Annotated in this window: 16 protein-coding genes and 3 pseudogenes; 5 read left to right on the top strand and 14 right to left on the bottom strand. The window is 69.7% G+C overall.

Features of this window, described 5'->3' with window-relative positions; genetic code table 11:
* Positions 1 to 55 precede the first annotated feature (55 nt).
* From AB0927_RS36590 to AB0927_RS36555, 8 genes and pseudogenes are all read right to left on the bottom strand, one after another.
* Positions 56 to 694, bottom strand: a complete 639-nt coding sequence (locus AB0927_RS36590; RefSeq protein WP_366672148.1) for an HD domain-containing protein — start codon at positions 692 to 694, stop codon at positions 56 to 58.
* Positions 695 to 964: 270 nt separating this feature from the next.
* Positions 965 to 1433: pseudogene (locus tag AB0927_RS36585) on the bottom strand (transposase family protein); the annotation flags it as partial.
* 5 nt (positions 1434 to 1438) lie between these two features.
* Positions 1439 to 1960, bottom strand: a complete 522-nt coding sequence (locus AB0927_RS36580; RefSeq protein ID WP_366672147.1) for a hypothetical protein — start codon at positions 1958 to 1960, stop codon at positions 1439 to 1441.
* A gap of 6 nt (positions 1961 to 1966) precedes the next feature.
* A complete protein-coding gene (locus tag AB0927_RS36575) occupies positions 1967 to 4486 on the bottom strand; it encodes a DNA/RNA non-specific endonuclease (protein ID WP_366672146.1) in 2520 nt (839 codons plus the stop codon).
* A gap of 330 nt (positions 4487 to 4816) precedes the next feature.
* On the bottom strand, positions 4817 to 5044 hold the full coding sequence (locus AB0927_RS36570) for a hypothetical protein (protein WP_366672145.1): 228 nt from the start codon (positions 5042 to 5044) through the stop codon (positions 4817 to 4819).
* A gap of 79 nt (positions 5045 to 5123) precedes the next feature.
* Positions 5124 to 7085 (bottom strand): hypothetical protein, encoded by a 1962-nt coding sequence (locus AB0927_RS36565; RefSeq protein WP_366672144.1) that lies wholly within the window; start codon positions 7083 to 7085, stop codon positions 5124 to 5126.
* A 14-nt stretch (positions 7086 to 7099) separates the two neighbouring features.
* Entirely contained in the window at positions 7100 to 7963 is an 864-nt protein-coding gene (locus AB0927_RS36560) for a protein phosphatase 2C domain-containing protein (RefSeq protein WP_366672143.1), read from the bottom strand.
* Positions 7964 to 8124: 161 nt separating this feature from the next.
* The gene (locus AB0927_RS36555; RefSeq protein WP_366672142.1) at positions 8125 to 8808 is read right to left on the bottom strand and encodes a hypothetical protein; all 684 of its coding nucleotides are present in this window, start codon (positions 8806 to 8808) and stop codon (positions 8125 to 8127) included.
* 187 nt (positions 8809 to 8995) lie between these two features.
* Between AB0927_RS36555 and AB0927_RS36550 the strand changes: the two genes are divergently transcribed.
* The 3 genes from AB0927_RS36550 (at position 8996) to AB0927_RS36540 (ending at position 13340) form a co-directional block, all read left to right on the top strand.
* Positions 8996 to 11464: a helix-turn-helix domain-containing protein gene (locus AB0927_RS36550; RefSeq protein WP_366672141.1), complete on the top strand. Its 2469-nt coding sequence runs from the start codon at positions 8996 to 8998 to the stop codon at positions 11462 to 11464.
* A 506-nt stretch (positions 11465 to 11970) separates the two neighbouring features.
* Positions 11971 to 12114: a hypothetical protein gene (locus tag AB0927_RS36545; RefSeq protein ID WP_366672140.1), complete on the top strand. Its 144-nt coding sequence runs from the start codon at positions 11971 to 11973 to the stop codon at positions 12112 to 12114.
* Between the two features lie 620 nt (positions 12115 to 12734).
* Positions 12735 to 13340 carry a lytic polysaccharide monooxygenase gene (locus AB0927_RS36540; RefSeq protein WP_366672172.1) on the top strand — a complete coding sequence of 202 codons (606 nt, stop codon included), beginning with the start codon at positions 12735 to 12737 and terminating at the stop codon, positions 13338 to 13340.
* Positions 13341 to 13641: 301 nt separating this feature from the next.
* Here the strand turns inward: AB0927_RS36540 and AB0927_RS36535 are convergent, their stop codons facing one another.
* The 5 genes from AB0927_RS36535 to AB0927_RS36515 all read right to left on the bottom strand — a co-directional run bounded on the left by AB0927_RS36535 (position 13642) and on the right by AB0927_RS36515 (position 17591).
* Positions 13642 to 13842, bottom strand: coding sequence for a hypothetical protein (locus AB0927_RS36535; protein WP_366672139.1), 201 nt, complete (start codon positions 13840 to 13842; stop codon positions 13642 to 13644).
* 476 nt (positions 13843 to 14318) lie between these two features.
* Positions 14319 to 14882, bottom strand: a complete 564-nt coding sequence (locus AB0927_RS36530; protein ID WP_366672138.1) for an AAA family ATPase — start codon at positions 14880 to 14882, stop codon at positions 14319 to 14321.
* A gap of 54 nt (positions 14883 to 14936) precedes the next feature.
* Positions 14937 to 15470 (bottom strand): DUF6042 family protein, encoded by a 534-nt coding sequence (locus AB0927_RS36525; protein ID WP_366672137.1) that lies wholly within the window; start codon positions 15468 to 15470, stop codon positions 14937 to 14939.
* Positions 15471 to 16008: 538 nt separating this feature from the next.
* On the bottom strand, positions 16009 to 16974 hold the full coding sequence (locus tag AB0927_RS36520; protein ID WP_366672136.1) for an amidohydrolase family protein: 966 nt from the start codon (positions 16972 to 16974) through the stop codon (positions 16009 to 16011).
* Positions 16974 to 17591 (bottom strand): NAD(P)H-binding protein, encoded by a 618-nt coding sequence (locus AB0927_RS36515; protein ID WP_366672135.1) that lies wholly within the window; start codon positions 17589 to 17591, stop codon positions 16974 to 16976. The genes AB0927_RS36520 and AB0927_RS36515 overlap by 1 nt, the downstream gene beginning before the upstream one ends.
* A gap of 157 nt (positions 17592 to 17748) precedes the next feature.
* On the opposite strand from AB0927_RS36515, the gene AB0927_RS36510 reads away from it, so the two are divergent.
* Positions 17749 to 18426, top strand: a complete 678-nt coding sequence (locus AB0927_RS36510; RefSeq protein ID WP_366672134.1) for a TetR/AcrR family transcriptional regulator — start codon at positions 17749 to 17751, stop codon at positions 18424 to 18426.
* Here the strand turns inward: AB0927_RS36510 and AB0927_RS36505 are convergent.
* Positions 18341 to 18948, bottom strand: a pseudogene (locus tag AB0927_RS36505) (Tn3 family transposase); the annotation flags it as partial. The gene AB0927_RS36510 and the pseudogene AB0927_RS36505 overlap by 86 nt on opposite strands.
* Positions 18949 to 18950: 2 nt before the next feature.
* On the opposite strand from AB0927_RS36505, the pseudogene AB0927_RS36500 reads away from it, so the two are divergent.
* A pseudogene (locus tag AB0927_RS36500) lies at positions 18951 to 19031 on the top strand (AAA family ATPase); the annotation flags it as partial.
* Positions 19032 to 19059: the final 28 nt, after the last annotated feature.

Raw genomic sequence — 19059 nt, 5'->3', positions numbered from 1 at the left:
GCCCGCCGCGAGGGCGACTCGCACGTTTCATCACGTTGCCTTTATGGCACCTTGATCAGCTCGGCCAGGGAGCGCCCATGATGCGCTCGACCATGGTTGTGCGCTGGAAGCCGGGAATGAAGTGCTCCAGCACATCCGAGTTCACGGTTCCGTTCGTGGTCTCCGGGCGGTGCTTGAGTCCGTCGACAAAGGCCTGCAAAAACTCGTTCTTGAAGTCACCCCGCGGATGGATGATGGTGATCTCGTCCACCTGGCTGCGATCCAGCTCGTTCAGTCCCAGGCCGAGCACGTCGGTCAGAACCCCCAGGTTCGTGATGGCGATCTCCGGGCCCATCCGCCCGGGAATTCCCGGGGTCGTGTGCAGCGCGATCGCCGTCCACACCACGTCCGCGGCCGCGGCCGGGAAGCCGTGGTCGCGCATGAACTTGCGCGCGTGGTCGGCTCCATCGACCTCGAAGCGCTGCTCCACGTCGGAAAACGGCGTCAACAGGCCGGTGTCGTGAAACATGGCGGCCAGGTAGAGAAGCTCCGGGTCGGGCTCCAGGCCGAGCCTGTGAGCATGCATGGCGCCGAAGACGAAAACGCGCCGGGAGTGGTGGTAGAGGAGGGGGCTGGTCATCTCCTGCATGAGGCGGGTGGCCTCCGCGACCGCTGCCGTTTCAGGAATCTCCACCCCCGCGATGATCTCGCTCATGACCTCTGCTCCTTCCGATATCGGTGTGTTACGAATGGACGGTGCGTCCGTCTTCCACACTGCCAACCACCCGGTGTCCGGCGCTCCCTCGGTCCGGCCATGAGTCACCCGAATCCGGACAGGCGGGCAGCGGGATCGTGCGCTCCGCCACGCACCGGGTCGCGATCCGTTTTCGTGAGGGAATTGTCGCTCAGCCCCGCCGCCTATCAGCGACGCTTCAGCACAGCGCGCCGAGCCGACGAGGGGCAGTAATACTCCAGTGAACCTCTTTCATACTCTGTATTCGCAGATCAGGAGGGTGTGGACCGCGGCGATGATGCGTCCGATGCGGTTGGTCGAGCAGCGGGCTCGGCGGAGTAGGCGCCAGGTCTTCAGCAGGGCGAAGGCCCGTTCGCCGGGGGCTCGGAGTCGGGCGTGGTCCCGGTTGTACTGCTGGTAGTGCTCGGGTAGTTCGTGGTGGCGGTAGTAGGGGGGTGCGGACGGTGGCGCCGGCGCCCTGGTAGGCGCGGTCGGCCGGGACGAGGATCTGCCGGGTGAGGCAGTTCTCGATCACGCCGTGAGCGCGGGCGGCGGTCAGGTCGTGCGTGCGTCCGGGCAGGGCCCGGGAGAACCACAGGGGTGTGTCGCCGGGTGCGGCGATGACCTGTACGTTCATGCCGTACTTCTTGTGTTTCTGGGAGTAGTACGGTTCGTCGGTGGGGATCAGGGTGCCGTCCAGGATCACGAAGTCGTCCTCGCCCCGGCTCAGAGGTCCGGCTGGAAGAACGGGTCCAGCGCCTGGAGGCTTTCGGGGAACATCGGAACATTGACGGCCTTGGCCAGCAGCGCGATGAGGAACTGGGTGAGGGTCCCGTCGTAGGTGAACCAACGGGGGCCGCGAGCTTCGTTGACAGCGATAGTCCACTGGTCGGGGCTGTCCTCGGGATCGGTTACCCAGAAGAGGTATTCACCGTTGTCTGTGACACCTATCGCGATCAAAAGCTGAGGGTCGTATGGGACAGGGTTCTTCTGCTGCGCCCGGTCCTCCTCCAGTTGGCGGCGGATTACGGTGGGCATGGGCCCGGCGATGTCGACCCATTCGGTGGAGGCGTGGGGCTGATAGAGGCGGAGGAAGCCGCAGAAGCTGCCGGAACCGTAGGCATCGATGATGCGCTTGTAGTCGATTGGCAGTGTCCGCCCGAGGGCCCCCTCGACGCTCTCCCAGTCAGTCGGCGGCGGGGAAGTGGGAGGCGGACACAGTCGGGTGAGGGCGGAGAGGTCGGTCACCGAGTGTCACTCCTGTTTGTAGGCGGGGTTTTTCAGCACGACATCCAGATGGAACCTACGGTCTCCGACGGCTTCCAGCTGAATGTACTTCGGAATCTTCGCACTTCTATTCGCGTACTCCAAATACACGTTGTAGATCACCTTCTCCCCTGCCGCGACCGCGTCGTATATCTCCCCCTCGTCGTCCCTCATCTTCGGACTGTTGGTCGGATTCTGTGTGATGGTGAACAAGTTATCCAGGGTGTCTCCGGAACCTCCCAGCCTTTTAGCGAGAAGATGGCCGCGGGCCTGGTTGTGATCGCCGCCGGAGAAGCCCGGTGGACGCAGCCTCTGATTAGCCTCGGTTCCCTTGTCGAGCATGTCCCGAGTGAGTACGGCGTTCATCTCGTGCAAGCGACCCTGTTCGTCCCGGAGGAATTTGACGCGGCCGCCCCAGGTGGGGTCGGGGCAAGAAGACGCGACGACTGCCTCGGTCGAGATGCCGTGGAACCAGCCTGCGCCGCTGGCCCCGGCGCCACCGTTCACCAGGCGCTGCGGCGGACAGGTCGGCTTACCGTCGGGCCTGCTGCTGCCCGAGGGGCCGGGAGAAGCTGGAGCCTCGCCGGTGCCGGCGCACCGCACGCCGAGCCCGTGCAGGTCCGTCCACTGGTGGGTGCCGGACGCGTTGACGATGACGAGGCGGTCGACGCGGGGGCTGCCGTTCGCCTCGCACAGGCCGTCTCGCAGCGGCTGGAACTGCTGTCCCGTGGACAGGGAGTGCTCCAGGTCCTGCGTGGTGGCCAGTTCCAGTAGCGGGCCCACGAACGGTTCGAGGTCGAGCCGCAGCACCCGTTCGTATCCCGACCGCGCCTTCTGGCCGCCGGCGGTCCCGGAGTCCGGTTGCTCGCCGTTGAGTTGTGCGGCGCCGAGGCGAGCCTGCGAACCGAGTTCCGCGGGGCTCCGCACGGTTTCGGCCTTGACGGCACGTTTGACCTGCCGGCCTTGCTCGGTGGTGGTGTAGAGGTAGTCCGCTGGGGGTGTTGCTCCCGCGGCGGTGGACGGGGCGGTCCAGGTGACGTGCGCGTGAGGGTCGGTCCGGAGCATCAACGCGATCTGCTGGAGGACGCGCCGGTTTTTGGTCTTGTCGGTGGTGGGGAGGATCTCGCGCAGATCCTGCGGGTTGTCCAGCCGACCGGAGCCGACGATCGCCCCCAGATCGGGTAGTTCGCCCTGTTCGTTGGCCGCTTCGATCGCGTCGGTCGCCTTGCTGCCCGCCTCGGTGTCGCTGGTCGGCCGGTCCCTGGTCATCGCGTCGAGCAGCCCTGCCACGGTGGGCCGCAAAGGGGTGCCGAATGAGAGGTCGCCCGGTCGCAGGTTGCGGGCGTTCAGCCGGCTGCCGACCTTGGGGTCGGGGCCGTACTCAGCGGTCGAGTACACCCACGCGTAGTCGGTGAAGGTCACCGTCTTGCCGGGCGGTGCGATGTTGGGGCGGGTGCCGCTGACCGTCTTGGACTGCTTGGGTTTCAGGTTGCCCAGCGGGTGGGGGCCGGTGGGCACTTGCGGCATGTTCAGGTAAAGGGTGGCGTCGCCCGCCTGGTCGCCGCTGTTGGTGACCGTGATGGAGTACGAGCACGGGTTGGTCGTGCACAGGTAAGGGTCGTCGCTGGTGATGGTGAAGGCGGGCCCCATGGTCTTGGAGACCGCTTCGGTCGACGTGGCGGGCGGGACGGCGGTCGCCACGGCTGTGGCGGTGGTGGTGCGGACCGCGGCGGCCTGCTCGGTGGTGGCCGGCTTCGGCTCCAGCAGGAGGTAGCTGCTGTAGTCGCTGTCGTCGGCCGGCACGGCGTTCGTACGGTGGTCCGCCGGTTTCATCACGGGCCCGGTGCGCTGGGCTGGGTGCCAGACGGCGGACTTGACGGGGTCGTCGTGGCCGGGGTCGCCGCCGATGGCGAGGACCGGGTAGGGCGACTCGGCGGCGAGGACGACCGTCCAGCCCCCAGAGGTGTACGAGACTGCCTTGCGACCCTGGAACGTTGCGCCGTCCTCGCGCACCGCCTCGGGGTCAGAGGTGACCTGCCGGACCAGCGTGGCGAGCGAGGCCGGCGTCAGCGAGCCGGCGTTCACCGCGAAGCTGTCGAGCATGTAGTAGCCGGAGCGCTTCTCTGGGGCGACCCAGTGGCCGGTGCTGGTCAGGTCGTGGCCGAACTGGGGATCCTGCTGCGCCCAGAAGGCCGAGTCGCCCTTCAGGTAGAGCTGGTCGCCGGACCACGCGAGAGAGGACTTTCCGGCTACCGGTTCGCTGAGGGTTCCCGACGCCTGTCCTGTGCTGGTGACCGTCAGGGTCGCCCGGGTTATGGATTGGTGCTCGACCGGGGCGTAGACCATCGACAGGTTCACCGCGGGCAGGGCGCTTAACGTCTGTGCCGCCGTGGCGCCCTGCTTGGCCGGTGATATTCGGGGGGCCGATGCCTCGTGCTTGGCATCGCCGGATCTGCCCGAGCCGCTCGACCCATTCGGCCACAGCAGGTACAACAGGCTCGCCAGCACGGCCAGCGCGACGCCTGCGGCCGTGAGGGGCCGGGCACGCGTCTGCCGGAACCATCCGGCAACCGCTCGCGGGGACCCGGTCGGCGCCCCTGCCGTGGGAGATCGGGTCGGCAGCGGAGGCGCAGCGGGCGGCTGCGCCGGCCTGGGCGGCGGGGGCACCGTGGGCGGCTGGGAAGGACGGGGTGGCGGAGGGGGCGGGGTATCAGCAGTGGGGGGGCGGCCCAGCGGAGGCGGGGTGGCCCGGGGGGTGCCCTGCCAGGTGGGGCGGGGGTGGTCGGCGGACCCGTGGGGCGGTTGCGAAGAGGACAACTCGAGCTCCTGGGAAGGGTTTCAGCGGTGGCACGAAGCGGCGAGGAACACGAGGAGGACCGCGATGGCGATGATCGCGAGGCACCCGCCGCCGCCTTCCGGGTTTTTGCGGTTGGTTTCGACCTGGCCGCCGGGAACGAGGCCGGGGTGGTTGACTCGGTAGTGCTCGAGTTGCTCCTTCTCGCCCTGGGACTCGGTGCCCCAGGACGACTTGAAGCTGCACTCGCCGCACCAGTAGCGGTACGCCATGTCGACTCCTGAACGATGTGTGACAAATAGGGCGGGATGGGGTGCTGCGGGGCCTGGTACCTGCCTGGGCCCGGGGGGGTCAGCGCCAGCGCCAGCACACGGTGTAGGCGAAGGCGGGGTAGTCGGTTGAGGGCCACGTGGTGGAGCCGTCGCTGCCGCAGAACGAGGCATCGTTGTAGGTGCTGGTGCGTCCGGTGACGTAGACGTTGGATTTCCCGCAGTCACCCACGTTGGTGAAGGTGTTGCCCGACTTGACCAGGCACTCGTTCCGGATCGCGTAGCCGGCGTCGTCCGGGTAGTTCATGGAGAGGCACAGCATCACGTCGAGGGCCGAGTTGCCGGCGACCTTCATGGAGCGCCAGTAGTTGTAGTGGGGCCAGCTTTCGCACTTGGCATGGGAGGTGGTGCCGCGGTAGGCGGCGAGGACCTTGAACGTGCCGGTCCGGCAGGACTGCGTCGACCACTCCTCGTCGCCGGGGGCCCCGAAGACACAGTCGCCCTGATGGGCGTGGAACGCGCTTCCCCCTGAGCTCTGGTAGCTGAGGCAGAGCACGCGGTCGTAGACAGCGGAGGAGACGCTCTCGTCGCTGTCGGTGACGCCGTCGCAGCTGTCCAGGTCGGTGGTCCCGGTTCTGATCCGGGCGACCTTGAACGTGCCTGCAGCGCAGTCGGCGGGACTCAGGTCGGCCTGCTTGCCGCCACCGTGGTCATCGAAGCAGTCCCCGACCTCGGCGGTACCGATGGGATCGGTGGGAGTGGCTGACGGCGTGCCCGGATCCGAATCGGCGGGGTCCGTGGAGGTGTCGTCGCCTGGATCGTCGTACGGGTCGCCGAGGTTGCCCGCGGTGTCGTCGGCGGAGTCCGGAGGTGTGGTGAACGGGTCAGGTAACGACGGGCTGCTCCGGGCGGGTTCATGGGCAGCCCTGACGGCTTCGGCCCGGGAATGGAGTTGGTGGCCGCCCGCTATGAGTGCCACGAGGGCCGCGATCGCGGCGAGGGTGCCAAGGGCTCGCTTGAGGCCGGCCGCCGTGGTGCCGGTGGAGCTCCCCGGCCGCGCGGTGCTTCCCGCTCCGATGCTGCCGGGCCGGCCGGAGCCGCGGCCGGTGACTGCCGGCCCGCTGTGCTGGCGGGCGGGCTTGGGTTTCTGCTTCTGCTGGTTCTTCTTCGGCTGGTTGGTCGCGGTGGCGGCGGCCGCAGCCAGTTCTTCCGCCCAGGCTGCTGGGTTCGGGCGGCGGGCCGGGTCCAGGTCGAGGGAGGCGCGGGCGAGGTCACCGAGGCCCGAACCGGTCTGGGCGAGGGCTGCCGGGTCTGTCGTGGTCTGGTCGCGGGCGAAGAGCCGGACGGCGAGGAGGCCTAGTTTGTAGACGTCGCTTGCCGGGGTGGCGCGCTTTTCACCCGGCGGGACCTGCCAGTCGGGGGTTTCGGCCTGCGGCAGCACACTCGCGCCTCGCAGGCGCATGGCGTCGCTGTCGATGAGGAAGCACTCGGGCCGAGGGGTGAGGGCGAACAGCAGGTTCTTCGGGGAGACGTCGCCGACCGTGACGTTGAACCCGTGCAGGCGGTGCAGGGTCGCGGCCAGATCGGCCAGCAGCAGGAGCCGGTCGCGGTCGCCCACGGTCAGGCCGATCCCGGTGACGTAGGAGTCGTCGTTGAGGAGATACTCCACGGTGGCCAGCCGCGGTTGCGCCGGGCTCCCTGCGGTCAGCGACCGGAGCGTGAAGCGGAAACGGTCAGGGACCGCGCGCATCAGGAACCCGCACGCCCGGCCCTGACGGTGGACCACAGCGGCCGGCCACGCGGTTTTGTCGCACAGCCAGCGCGCCTCGCTGTCGGAGAGGCGGCTGAGCAGCGCCACGGCGGATTCGAGTGCCGCAGTGTCGAGAGCCGGCAGGACGGCGGCGCTGTACTCCTTGTAGACGACCGCCCAGTCGCCGTCCGCGACTCCTTTGTTGATGCGCTTGTTCCGTACCTGGTGGACGGTGCCCTGGCCGCCCTGGCCGAGACGGTCCCCGAGAGCCAGCGTCGTGAAATCGATGGACATGGGGCGATCGACGCTCATCGTGGTCCGGCTTTCGGCGCCGGCCCCGCGGCCGCCTGAGGCCAGACGGCGAGCAAGGTGCGGTCGTCATCGAACGTCTCACGAGAGAAGTCCAGGACGTGTCCGAGCCACAACGGCGGCGGAGGCTCGGCCAGGTGGCGGGCGAAGAGCGCGCCGACGGCGCCGTCACCGTCGCCGAGCGGATCACCGAACCCGTCGGTGCCCGACAACAGCACCATGTGGTGGGACAAGTGGAAGGCGGCCTGCTCCAAGCTGTCGGGGATCCGCGGCAGCGGCGCCACCTCGTTCCTGACCACCACGGCGTCCGTCCCGGTCTTCGAGACGAACACCTGGTGGTAGTGGCCGCTCGCCCGGTCCAGCAGCCAGGCGCCCGAGTCCCCGATCCGGAAGAGTTCGACGCGCGGACCGTCGGCGGTGGGGCGGACCGCGCCGGCCACCAGCGTGGTCGCGTACAGCCGTGCCACCTCCTCGGCCCCGGGGCCGGCGGTCCCGAGCCGCCATCGCGCCAACTCGCCGAGGCGCGACGCGGCGAAGGCGGCGACATCGGCCAGATCCAGCGGTCCGGGCCCCTGATCGAGCAGGTCCAGGATCCGCTCGACGGACGCGCGGCACGCCTCGACGGCGCCCTGGTGCGATTCCGTGGCGCTGGAGACTCCGTCGGCGACGGCGAACACCACGCTGCCGGTGTTCTCGTGCGCCGCTGCCCGGGCGGTGTCCTGGCGAGGCTGCCGGTAGTAACGGTGCTTCGCACCGCGGACCGAAGCAAAGCGAAGGGCGAGGTGGTCGGTGGACCAGCCGTCGCACTCGCTGTCCGGGAAGTCGAAGGCGTAGCGGCCAGGGGGCCGGGCCTCGAACTCCACCCCAGGGATGTCTACCGCGACCCGCTGCCACGGCTGCGGGGCAAGGGTTGCCGAGGGCGGGAACGCAGGGTCGGGCACGGCAGGCGGGCGTGTGGCTCCCGGCGCGCCCGCCGACGGGGGCGGCGGGGACTGCCGCGCGGGGCTTGCCCCGTGTCCGGTCGTCACAGGCCGACCTCGTCGATCGCCAGGCTGAACTGGTCCGGCTTGCTGACCACCAGTTGCGGACTCGCCGAGTTCAGTGCCTGGCCGGTCGCGACCAGGCTCGCGGTGAGGGAATGGAAGAACTCCGCGACCGCCTTGCCGATGTCCGTACCCGGCTTGGCGACGAAGGCGAACTCGGGGCGGGTCGCGACGTCGACCATGGTCTGCGCCTGGGCGTCGCCGATGCCGCAGGCGATGATGTTCGGCGCGGTGGGGGTCCGATCCCGGTCGACCAGGGCGGCCTGCGGGGACCGCCAGTCGTGTTCGTCCGACGGCTGACCGTCGCTGAGGAAGAACACCACCGGGCGGTGCACCTTGTAGCCCTCGCCGCGCAGCCACTGCACGTCGGCGGGAATGCGCTGCAGCAGGTCGTCGAACACGGCCCGGTAGCTGGTCATCCCGCGGATGGCCACCCGCGGTACGGAGGTCTCGGTTCGCATGTCGGCCACCGCGAGCCTGACCTGTACGTCGTCGGAGAACCCGAGGACGGCGAGCCTCAGCTTCGCCGCGATCATCGGCTCCGCCCGCAGCCCTTCACACAGTGAAGTCACCCCGCCCTGCAAATCGTTCAGGTACGGCCTCATCGACGCCGACTCGTCGGCCACGACGTAGGCCGGCAGCAGCACGCCCCTCGTTTCCGCCATCGCAATCCGTCCCTCGCACTCGTTCGCTCATGTGGTGGGTGGGCCCCACGTCCGCCGGACGCGGTGCCCCGCGACAACGAGGCTGGTGTTCGGCGCGCACAAAGCCCAGGTCACGGCACCGGTCATATGTGACCGGTCATCGCGGTAGGCTCACGGCCCATCTGGTCGTAGGGCGGAAGGAGTTGGTGTGGCGGACACGGTCGGCGAACTGCTGCGCCGGCTGCGCAAGCAGGCGGGGCTGACCCAGCAGGAGCTGGAGGAGCGCGCCGGGGTGAGCGTGAGCACCATCCGCAGAATGGAGAACGACAAACCGTTCGACCACCGGCTCGGCACGGTGACGTTACTGGCGGACGCGCTCGGGGCCGGCCCCCAAGACCGCCAGCGCCTCGCCGCGGCGCTCGGCGGCGTCGACGGGACACCGGGCGCGGACATGCCGCCGCAGGACGTGCCGGTAGCGGACGTTCCGGCCGCGCGTTCGCCCGAGACCGATACCGCCCCCGCCCCAGGAGCCGTCCATGGCCCGCTCGCCGACGCGGCGGACGATCTGGCCAGAGAGATCAGGCAGCGCTGGCGGCACGAGGAGGCGCAGCGCCGGGTCCACCATCCCTACCCGCTGCCGGTGCGGTGGCGGCAGGTGCCGACCGGCCTGGCCGACCACGTCGAGAACAGCCGGCGCCATGCTTCCCGAGACGTGCCGCACGAGACGGACACGAGCGGCTCCCTGGGCGAAGTAGCAGATCTTTACCGGCGAGTGGGCACGGGCCGGCTGGTCGTCCTCGGCCGGGCCGGATCCGGCAAATCGGTCCTGGCGATCCGATTCGTCCTGGACCTGCTGGAGGCACGGGGCACCGGGCGGGGAGCTCAGCGGGTGCCGGTGATCTTCGGGGTCGGCTCCTGGGACCCGACCGCCGTCCAGTTCCGCGACTGGCTGGCCGAAAGGCTGCTGCGCGACCACCCGCACCTCGCGCGCCGGGTGCCCAGCGGCAAGACGCTGGCCGCGGACCTCCTCGACGCCGACCTCGTCCTACCGGTCCTCGACGGATTCGACGAGATCGCCGAAGGGCTGCGGCGCGACGCGCTCGACGTGCTCAACCGCGTGCCCACACCGCTCGTCCTCACCAGCCGCCGCGGCGAGTTCGCCCAGGCCGTGAAGGCGGCGCACACGCCACTCGCCTCGGCCGTCGGCATCGAACTGTGCGACCTGACCCTGGACGACCTCAAGGAGTACCTGCCCCGCACCGACCCGCCGCTGCCGGGCACACCCAGCCGGCCGGGAGTCTCCGGCATTTCCGGCGAGGAAGAGCCCGCTGTCACCTGGGACGCCGTACTCACCACCGCACAGACCACGAAGGGGCCGGGCGGCACGCACCTCGCCGAGGCCCTGAGCACCCCGCTGATGATCGCCCTGGCGCGGACGCTCTACAGCGACTCCCCCGACCACTGGCCGGACGAACTCCTGGACACGGCGACGTTCCCGGACGCACACGCCATCGAGGAGCACCTGCTCGCCGGATTCGTCCCCGCGGTCTACCGGCACCGCGCCCCCGAAGCGCTTGACGACAGCGGTCCCCGCAGCACACCGCCGACCCCGGACAGGGCCCAGCGGTGGCTGGGCTACCTCGCCCACCATCTGGTCCGGTACGACCACGAGCGCCAAGACCTCGCCTGGTGGCAGCTCGGCGAATCACTGCGCCGCTCCACGCGCGTCCTGGCGGTCGTGCTGGCCTCGGCGCTGTGTGTCGCCCTCGCCACCTGGTGTGTCGGCCTGGCCTCCCTGCCGTTCCGGGGATCCTCACCGACCGCCCTCAGTCCCGCGCAGGTCCTGGTCGAGGGCCTCCTCGTCGGGGTGACCGGCGGTCTCGCCTTCGGCGTCACCTACGCGGTCGTCGGCACCTGGAAGGGGAGCAAGGCCTTCGAGCCCACCGCCGTCCGGCTGCGGCTGCCGGGCACCTACCGCGGCATGGGCCGCCGACCGCGCCGGGAGACCACCGCCCTCTTGGGGGCTGTCTTCCTGGGCGGCCTGGTGGTGGGCGCCGGCATGGCGCTCGTCACCAGCCTGCAGTATCACCTGTTCTTCCACGCGCCGCTCGCCACGTCGGCCATGCTCCAGCTCACGCTCACCAACATGCTGCTGTACGGGCTGATCTTCGGCCCCTCCTCCTGCCTGGTCTTCGGGTTCGTGGTCGCGCTCGAAGCCCCCCTCGATGTCACCACCGCGGCCACCCCGGAGGGGCTGCTCTCCTCCAACCGCGTGACGGCCGTACGCCGGGCCCTCATCCTCGCGCCGATGCTTACCCTGGCCGTCGTCGTCGGCGGGTATGTGCTCGTCTTCCTGCTGCACGGCGCGCTCGGGCCGCTGAACTGGTCCCTGTTCGACGCACTGCCCGTCGCCGCCGCGAGCGGTCTGGGCGGTGCGGCCGCCTACGTTCTGGCCTTCACCGCGTGGGGGCAGTGGGTCCTGCTGTCCCGGATCTGGCTGCCCCTGACCGGCTGCCTGCCATGGGACACGATGGCGTTCCTCGACGACGCCTACCGGCGCGGCGTCCTACGCCGACGCGGCGCGGTCCACCAGTTCCGCCACCTCCGCCTCCAGCACCACCTCGCCCGCACCTACCGCGACGAGCACGGGGGCTACCGCCCGGCGAACTTCAGCTGAAGTCGACCCGGGCGGTGGTGAGGAAAGCCGGTGTCACGCGAGTCGGGGCGGCCCTGCAGGAACCGACCCAGGATCTCAGTGGTCGGCCGTAGTCTCCGTTCTCCGCTACCGATGAGCAAGGAGCCGTGACGAGCGCGCGGGCCGACGGGATCGCCGCCAACACCCTCTTCGTCGAAGACCTGGCCGCCTCGAAGCGGTTCCATCTGGACGTCTTCGACGCCCCGATCCTGTTCGAAGACGAGCAGTCCGTCGTCCGTCGTCTTCAAGTTCGGCGCGACGGTCATCATCCTGCTGCAGACCACACACGTTCCCGAATATTCGGACCCCGCCCACTACGTCGAGCGCTACCACGCCGGCCGGGACGAGCGGTTCATTCAGCATGCCCGAAGCCGGAACTGGAGCCCGCCGCAACTGACCCACGACGAGCTCGTCGAAACCGAAGAGGCCATGTTCGACGAAGGCGCCTGACCTCACCACTCAGGCGGTCCAACTTGACGGCGTACAACGTGAGGCGTCTTGTCCGCTGTCTGACGATCAATGGCGACGGTCCCTGGTCGAGCATCGCCCGCCAGGAGGCCGGGTCTACGACCGCGACGCTGTCCGCGGAGCGGGTGGAGCAGCTGTCCGCGATCGGGCTGCGGTGGTCGTGATGGGCATCGCCGTCACCGCGGTCGCCGCGCCCGCGTCCGCTTGGTCACCCCATGACAGCGGCCACACCCCGTCCCACACCCCCGCCCCGGGACATCCACACCACGAGCCCGCTGACGCCCACCCGCTGCCACCCCAACGCCCCATCACAGAACTCGACGGCCGTGCCAGGGCGCGGGTACGGGAGGTTGTCGCCGGGTGGCTGGATACGTCGGGGAACCGGCTAAGTCCTGAGCGCCGGGGCGTCGCCGCCGCTGATCGTCCTCGGTCGACCGTCGGCTTGTTGTCGAAGGTTGATTCGACGCCAAATTCCTTGCCGCGCCTTGTGCTCCGAGTGGTTGCAGGGAGGGGTGCGGCGGCCACGACGACCAGGCGAGTTCGGTATGGATCACAAGCCGGGGGCCGGTCGGGCCCTCGTGGTTTTCGGACAGCCATTAGCACATACCGTGGCACCTGTGCCCATTAACTCCGCTTGTTTTATTGATATTTCACTCAGGCGCAATACAGTGGGAGCGCTCCCATCGAGTTTTCCGACTGGAACGGAGTTCCCCCCATGCTCAAGTCGAGATCATCCTCCGCACGCCTCTGGTCGGCTCTCCGCCGGCCTCTCCAGGTGTTCGCCGTGCTGGTCGCCGTGGTCGCCGGCGCGCTGACCTGGACGGGCCCCGCCCAGGCGCACGGCTCCGTCGTCGACCCCGCCTCCCGCGCGTACCGCTGCTGGTCGGTGTGGGGCAACGACCACATGAACCCGGCCATGCAGACCGAAGACCCCATGTGTTACCAGGCATTCCAGGCCAACGCCGACACCATGTGGAACTGGATGAGCGCGCTGCGGAACGGGCTCGCCGGTCAGTTCCAGCAGGCGACTCCCGACGGGAAGCTCTGCAGCAACAACCTCTCGAACAACGACAGCCTGAACAAGGCCGGGGCGTGGAAGGCGACCAACGTCGGCAGCCACTTCTCGGTCCACGTGCACGACCAGGCGTCCCACGGTGCCGACTACTTCAAGGCCTACGTGAGCAAGCAGGGCTACAACCCCGAGACCCAGACCCTGGGCTGGGGCAACCTCGACTACATCACGCAGACCGGCAAGTACGCCCCGGCGACGGACTACACGTTCGACCTCCAGACCTCCGGCTACACCGGTCACCACGTCCTGTTCGTGATCTGGCAGGCCTCGCACATGGACCAGACCTACATGTGGTGCAGCGACGTGAACTTCGGCTGAACCGGGGAGCGTCCGCCCCCGTCTCACACACAGCGCCACCCTCGGCGAGAGGCCGGTGACCCTGTCACCGGGCCGGCCGGGCTCTGCTGGGCAGGTGACCCGCATGGTCACCTGCCCAGCTTTTGACAAGTTCATGACATGAATGAGGATGCCGCCACCGACGTGCCGCAGCCCCTCGCCGACCGACGGGAGTCCGGTGCGGGGCGGGGCAGGGAATGCGGCAGCGGACAGAGCACCGACTACGCAGGGGCATCGCCGCGCCGACGGCCGGTCGACAGCGTTCCCGGTGCTGTGCCCGATGTCACGACGTGACGTCGACCAGGACCTTGCCGACCGTCCCGTTCTCCACCGCCTGGTGCGCGTCGGCGGGTCTCTCCAGCGGGAACCGGACCAGCGGAAGGCCGTGCTCCTCGCCGACCGGAAGGGCGTCGGCCCGGAGCGGATCGCCCGGTGGGAGTCCGAGGCCTGCGCCTGCCAGCGCCTGCCAGACCGCGCCGGCCACGGTACCCGAGGGAACCGTGGACCTGCGGCACGCCGCCGAGCTCCTCCTCGACGAGTTCCTCGGCGAGGCATACCCGCCCGGCCGCCGCGGACCGGTGCCTGATGGGCACCAACTCCAAGAGCTCGCACGTTTCCTACGCCATCGCGCCCAGTGACGCCCCGGAGAAAGCCGAGGGGATCGAAGGCGCCGGACAGGCGCCCGCCGCTGCGGAGCCCGAGCTCAGCGACGGCCTCGTCAACGCGAAGACCGACCTGATGGTGGCCATGAACCAACCTGGACGCCCTCGCGGTCGGCAACGGCGTGGCGACCGGCAACTACCCCGAGCTGCCCGACGCCCCGGTGGAGCGGTACGAGATCTTCGCCGCGCAGATCCAATCCGCCCGTGAGGGCGGCATCCTGGCGCTGTCGGGCGGGCGTGTAGACCCTGGGCTCCCGGGCCGCTACTGCTCTGGCATGCGTGGCGCCCGGGAGGGGCGTCAACGGTCGACCGGGAGCACCTGGTCCAGTCCGCTCTCGTTCAGGATCTGCTGGATGGTGTCGTTCAGGGTGCTTGCCGCGTCGATAACGGTCTCCAGGCCGTCGGGCAGCAGGTCCCTCTCTCGGTACCAGTCGCGCAGGTGGTCTTCGGTGACGTGCTTGAGGTACTCGGCATCGGGTTTCGTCGCGTGCCGGAGCACCGTTTCCCTGTAGGGCACGTGGAGGTAGTAGCAACGTGTGACGCCTCGGTGGGCGCGCACCAGGTCCTGGAGCATCGTGCCGTAGCGGTCGGCGTACAGGATGCCCTCCACGACGACGTGGAAGCCGTTGTTCAGGGCGTAGCGGGTAGTCAGGTCGATCAGGCCGATGTTGGCGCCGCCGGGCCGGTCACGTTCGCGCAGCACGATGCGGCGCAGGTTGTCCTGGCCGACGATCGCGAGGTTGCGGCCGAACTTCTCGCGCAGGCCGGCCGCGACGGACGACTTCCCCGAGGCGCTGTTGCCTCGAATCACGATGAGGCGCGTGTCTTCCGTTCCCACCGTGCCCGGCACGCTCTGCGTCACGCGTCGTCTTCCTTAATGCTCAGTTCACCCGGGTCTCATGGAAGTGGTCCCGGTTCATGGCCAGGCGGAAGCGCTGGTGCGCCTCCAGGCGTTCCGCGTCGCCGGCTCCTGGCCACGCTGCACGCGGGCGTCCCCGGACTGCACGGCGTCCAGGGACAGCAGGTCACTGGGCAACGGCAGCGCTGCGGGCGTCGACCACCGGGTGCCGTCCGGTGTCTCCGCGCAGCGCGCCAGGCCCCACGTCAGGTAGAGCTCGGACAGGTCCCGCACGGTCTTGGGCACCGGGTAGCCGGCAGACGTGAGCATGGCGCCGAACGTCTCCCAGCGATGTGCCTCGTTCGCTTCGCGCCTCTCCGGCGTCTCCTCGTAGTCCCATTCCTCGTCGGGCCACGAGAAGGTGTGCGCGCCATCGAGATCGCCGCCGATCATGTCCCAGTGGCCTTCGAAGAGCTCCTGCAGGAGTTCGTCCAGGGAGCCCGTGAAATCAGGCTGACTCGCGGTCCCGATCAGCATCGTCAGCGGGAAGCCCTGGCGAGGCAAGACGTGGTCCCACCCCGAAAGGCGGCGGCCCACGGGAAGCGCTGCCATCCGCGCAGGGCACGGCTTCGAGGCCGAAGTCTGTCTGGGGGCGGGCGCTGCCGCGCAAGGCGTAACCGGCTGTGGCGCGCTGATTGATCAGGCATGCCTACCCCCTTGTTGATCCGGCAGTAGTAATGCCCAGCGGCCTGCACCTCTCACCCTCGCCTCATATAGATGAACGGGCGGCCCACGCTGCGGCCTCGTCGCCGCTTCGGTGTCAGCCGAGACGGCGCGAATACTGTGACGCCGCCCGGCCGGGTGTTCCAGCCGGCCCGCCACCGTCCGGCCCGCCACCGTCCGGCCACGGTTCAGCCGCCACCCGGGGCAACCCGCTCCGGGCGACTGCGACTTCGAGTCGGTCCACTCGTTCGTAGAGGGCGCGACGAGGCGGGGCGCGGTTCCGGACGCAGCCCACGGTGCCCTCCAGCGGTACGGACGGCCGGCCCTCCGCCTCATCCAGGACGACGTCGGCCCCGGCCTCACGGGACAGAACAACCGGAGCACGGCCGGGAGTTGGACCCGGCCGGCAGTTGGTCCCGAGGGACGGTCAAAGGCGTAGGAGCCGACGGGCGTTGCCGGAGGCGATCTTCTGCTTGTCGGTATCCGGGAGGCGGGTCCGTTCGAGGGCTGTGACGGCCGCACCTGTCTTCTCGTAGGGGTAGTCGACGGCGAACAGCACGCTGTCCGCACCGAGCACGTGCACGAGCGCTTCGATCGCGGCCGGGGACAGCACACCGCTGGTCGTGGCGAGCACGTTCGTCCCGAAGTACTCGGACGGCTTGCGCCGCAGCGGGTGCGGCAGGGTGAGGGTCGCGTAGCGCGAGTCGAAGCGGGAGAGCTGGAAGGGGAGGAACTCGCCGGCGTGCCCGAGGATCATCGTCGCCTCCGGATGCCGGTCGAACACCCCGGACATGATCACGCGCATGGCGTGCCCGCCGGTGGCGGCCTGCCAGCTCCACAACGCGCCGTCCAGCTCGGGATGGGCGTCGAGGACGCGCCAGCGGTCCGCGGGCGGCATGCCGGGGTGCAGGTACAGCGGTACACCGAGTTCGCTCAGTGCGGCCCAGACCCGGTCGAACGCGGGGTCGTCGAGGTACCGGCCCTGGATGTGGTCGTTGACGAGCGCTCCCTTGAAGCCGAGGCGTTCGACGGTTCGGCGCAGCTCCGTGACGGCGGCGGCCGGGTCCTGGAGCGGGAGCGCCGCGAAGGCTGCGAACCGGTCAGGGTGGGCGTCGACGATCTCGGCGAGGTGGTCGTTGACGTACCGGGCGTTGTCCACCGCGCGGGCCGGATCGGCTTCCGCTTCGATGCCCGGGACGGTGAGGGAGAGCACCTGTACGGCGATTCCGTTGGCGTCCATGTCGGGCAGCCGCAACCGCGTGACGTCGGGCAGCCGGGCGGCCATGTCCGCGAGGAAGGCCGGTTCGATGTTGTCCGGCATCGGCGACGGCGGCCGCCGGTCCGCCAGACCCGGGATCGCGATGGCCTCCTCGACGGCGACGTACCCGCGCATCAGACGCGTCCCACCGGGACGAGGATCCCCGCTGCACGGGTCGGCCGCTCGGCCTCGTCGAGCATCAGCGCCGCGACGGTGGCGCGGGAGGCGTGCGGCGGCAGGACGGGCTTCGCGTAGTCCTCCAGCGGGATGTTGCGGCGCCCGGTGCTGACGCCGCCGGCCCACAGGTCGGGGGCGTGGAAGACGGTCGCGCCTCCGTCGAGGGCGATCGAGTCCGCGGCGGCCTTCTCCGCCAGCTCCTCGCCGACGAAGGTCTTCATGACCCACTGGTAGATCCCGCCGCCGGCGCCGACGGAGGAGCCGGAACCGAGCGCGCCGAGCCACAGCGTGCGCACCGGGACGTCGGCGAGGACCCTCGCGCCGGCGACGAGCGTTCCCTGGCCATCGCCCTTGCCGATGCCGAGCGCGGAGACCACCACGTCGACGTCCGTCAGGTCCGGGAACGCGGCGGGGGCGGTGACGTCGGCCCGGCGGATCTCGACGGTCGGCTGCCCGGACACCGGGCGGGTCTCCGGTCGGCGAACCAGCGCGACGACCTCGTGCCCGCGCTGAAGGGCTTGCTCGACGACGAGGCGGCCGACCCTGCCGGTCGCCCCGAGTACGGCGATGCGCATGCTTCCTCCCGAGTAACTGAACAGCTGTTGGTTATGTAAGTGAACAAGTGTTGGTAACTGCTGTCAAGACAGGGGGGGTTGGAGGCGAGGGAGTTGGAGGCGGGCGCGCGGCCGGCGGTACAGTGAACGACTGTTGCCGACCGCCGGGAGTACGCCTGTGAGCAGCGAAGGAGCCGTCCCCCGCCGACGGAACCCACGGGGACAGGGGCAGGTCCTCAAGGCCGAACTGGTGGAGGCCGCCGCCCGGCTGCTGGCCACGCTCGAACGGCCCGAGACACTCACCCTCCGGCAGGTCGCCCGCGAGGTCGGCGTCGCCCCCGCGAGCATCTACGCGCACTTCCCGGACCTCGGGGCGCTCATCCAGCACGTGCTGCGGCTGCGCTACGAGGAACTCGCGGCGGTCATGCGCACGGCCGCGGACGGCGCCGAGGGGCCCCTGGCCGACCTGGTCGCCCGGTGCGCCGCCTACGTGCACTGGGGAGTCGATCACCCCGGGCAGTACCGCACGCTCTTCGGCGGCGGGATGCCCGCCGAGCTGGTGCCCACGAACGCACACGGCGCGGGAGAGGAACTGCTCGGATCCGTCGTCGCTTCGCTGGCCGACGCCCGACAGGACCAACCGGAACACCAGGACCGTCGCGGCCCCGAGCAGGAGTGGCAGGCCGGTCTGCTGCTCTGGACCGCCCTGCACGGCCTGGTCGCCCTGTACAACGCGCACGGGAACATGCCCTGGCCCGACCTCACCGACCTCATCGCGCAGACCCTCGCCCTGCACACCGGAAGGCCCGTCGACGCGATCGTGGAGCTCGCCCGGACGGCCGACCGCCCAACGTGAGCGGGTCCGGGTCGCGCAGCAGACATAGAACGCCGGCGGGCGGGACGCCGGCGATGAAGCCGCAACGGCCGAGCAGGTTCAGGTCCCGGTGCTTCCACGGCGAGAGCCGGGCCATGTCCTCGCGGACGTCGTGGCCTTCGGTGCGGAGCTGAGTGACGGCGGCGTCGATGTACGTCGTCGGCCACAACACGATGACGTTGAGGACCAGGCCGAGCGCGCCGAGCTGGTCCTCCATGCCGTCGCGGTACGCCTGGTGAATGGTGCCGCCACCCGCAGCCGGTGCTCGGTTGGCGATCCGCCCGTACTCCGCGAACGCTCAGCCCAGCGGGGTCGGGCGCCCCTCGCGTCCGAACATGCGCAGCAGGTCGTAGGGCAGACCTGGTCGGTAACCAGGGAGCCCGCCACCATCAGCATGTCCGGCCAATGCGTGATCACCTTGTTCAGGTTCACGCGGTTGCGGGCCAGGTCCTCCAGCGCGCCGTACGTTCAGGTGTCGACGCCGGGCATCGTGGCCCGCCAGAACAGAGGCCGCGGACGAGAAGCAGCTGAACAAGACCATCGCCCGCTACGGCCGCGTCGACCCGCTCTGCATCGACGAACTCGGCTGTGCGCCACGAGGCGCTGATGGATCTC

It is taken from the genome of Streptomyces sp. NPDC048106, assembly GCF_040706415.1.
Classification (GTDB): Bacteria; Actinomycetota; Actinomycetes; order Streptomycetales; family Streptomycetaceae; genus Streptomyces.
The sequence above is the reverse complement of the archived record's forward strand: the minus strand, read 5'-3'. Positions and strand labels throughout refer to the sequence as shown.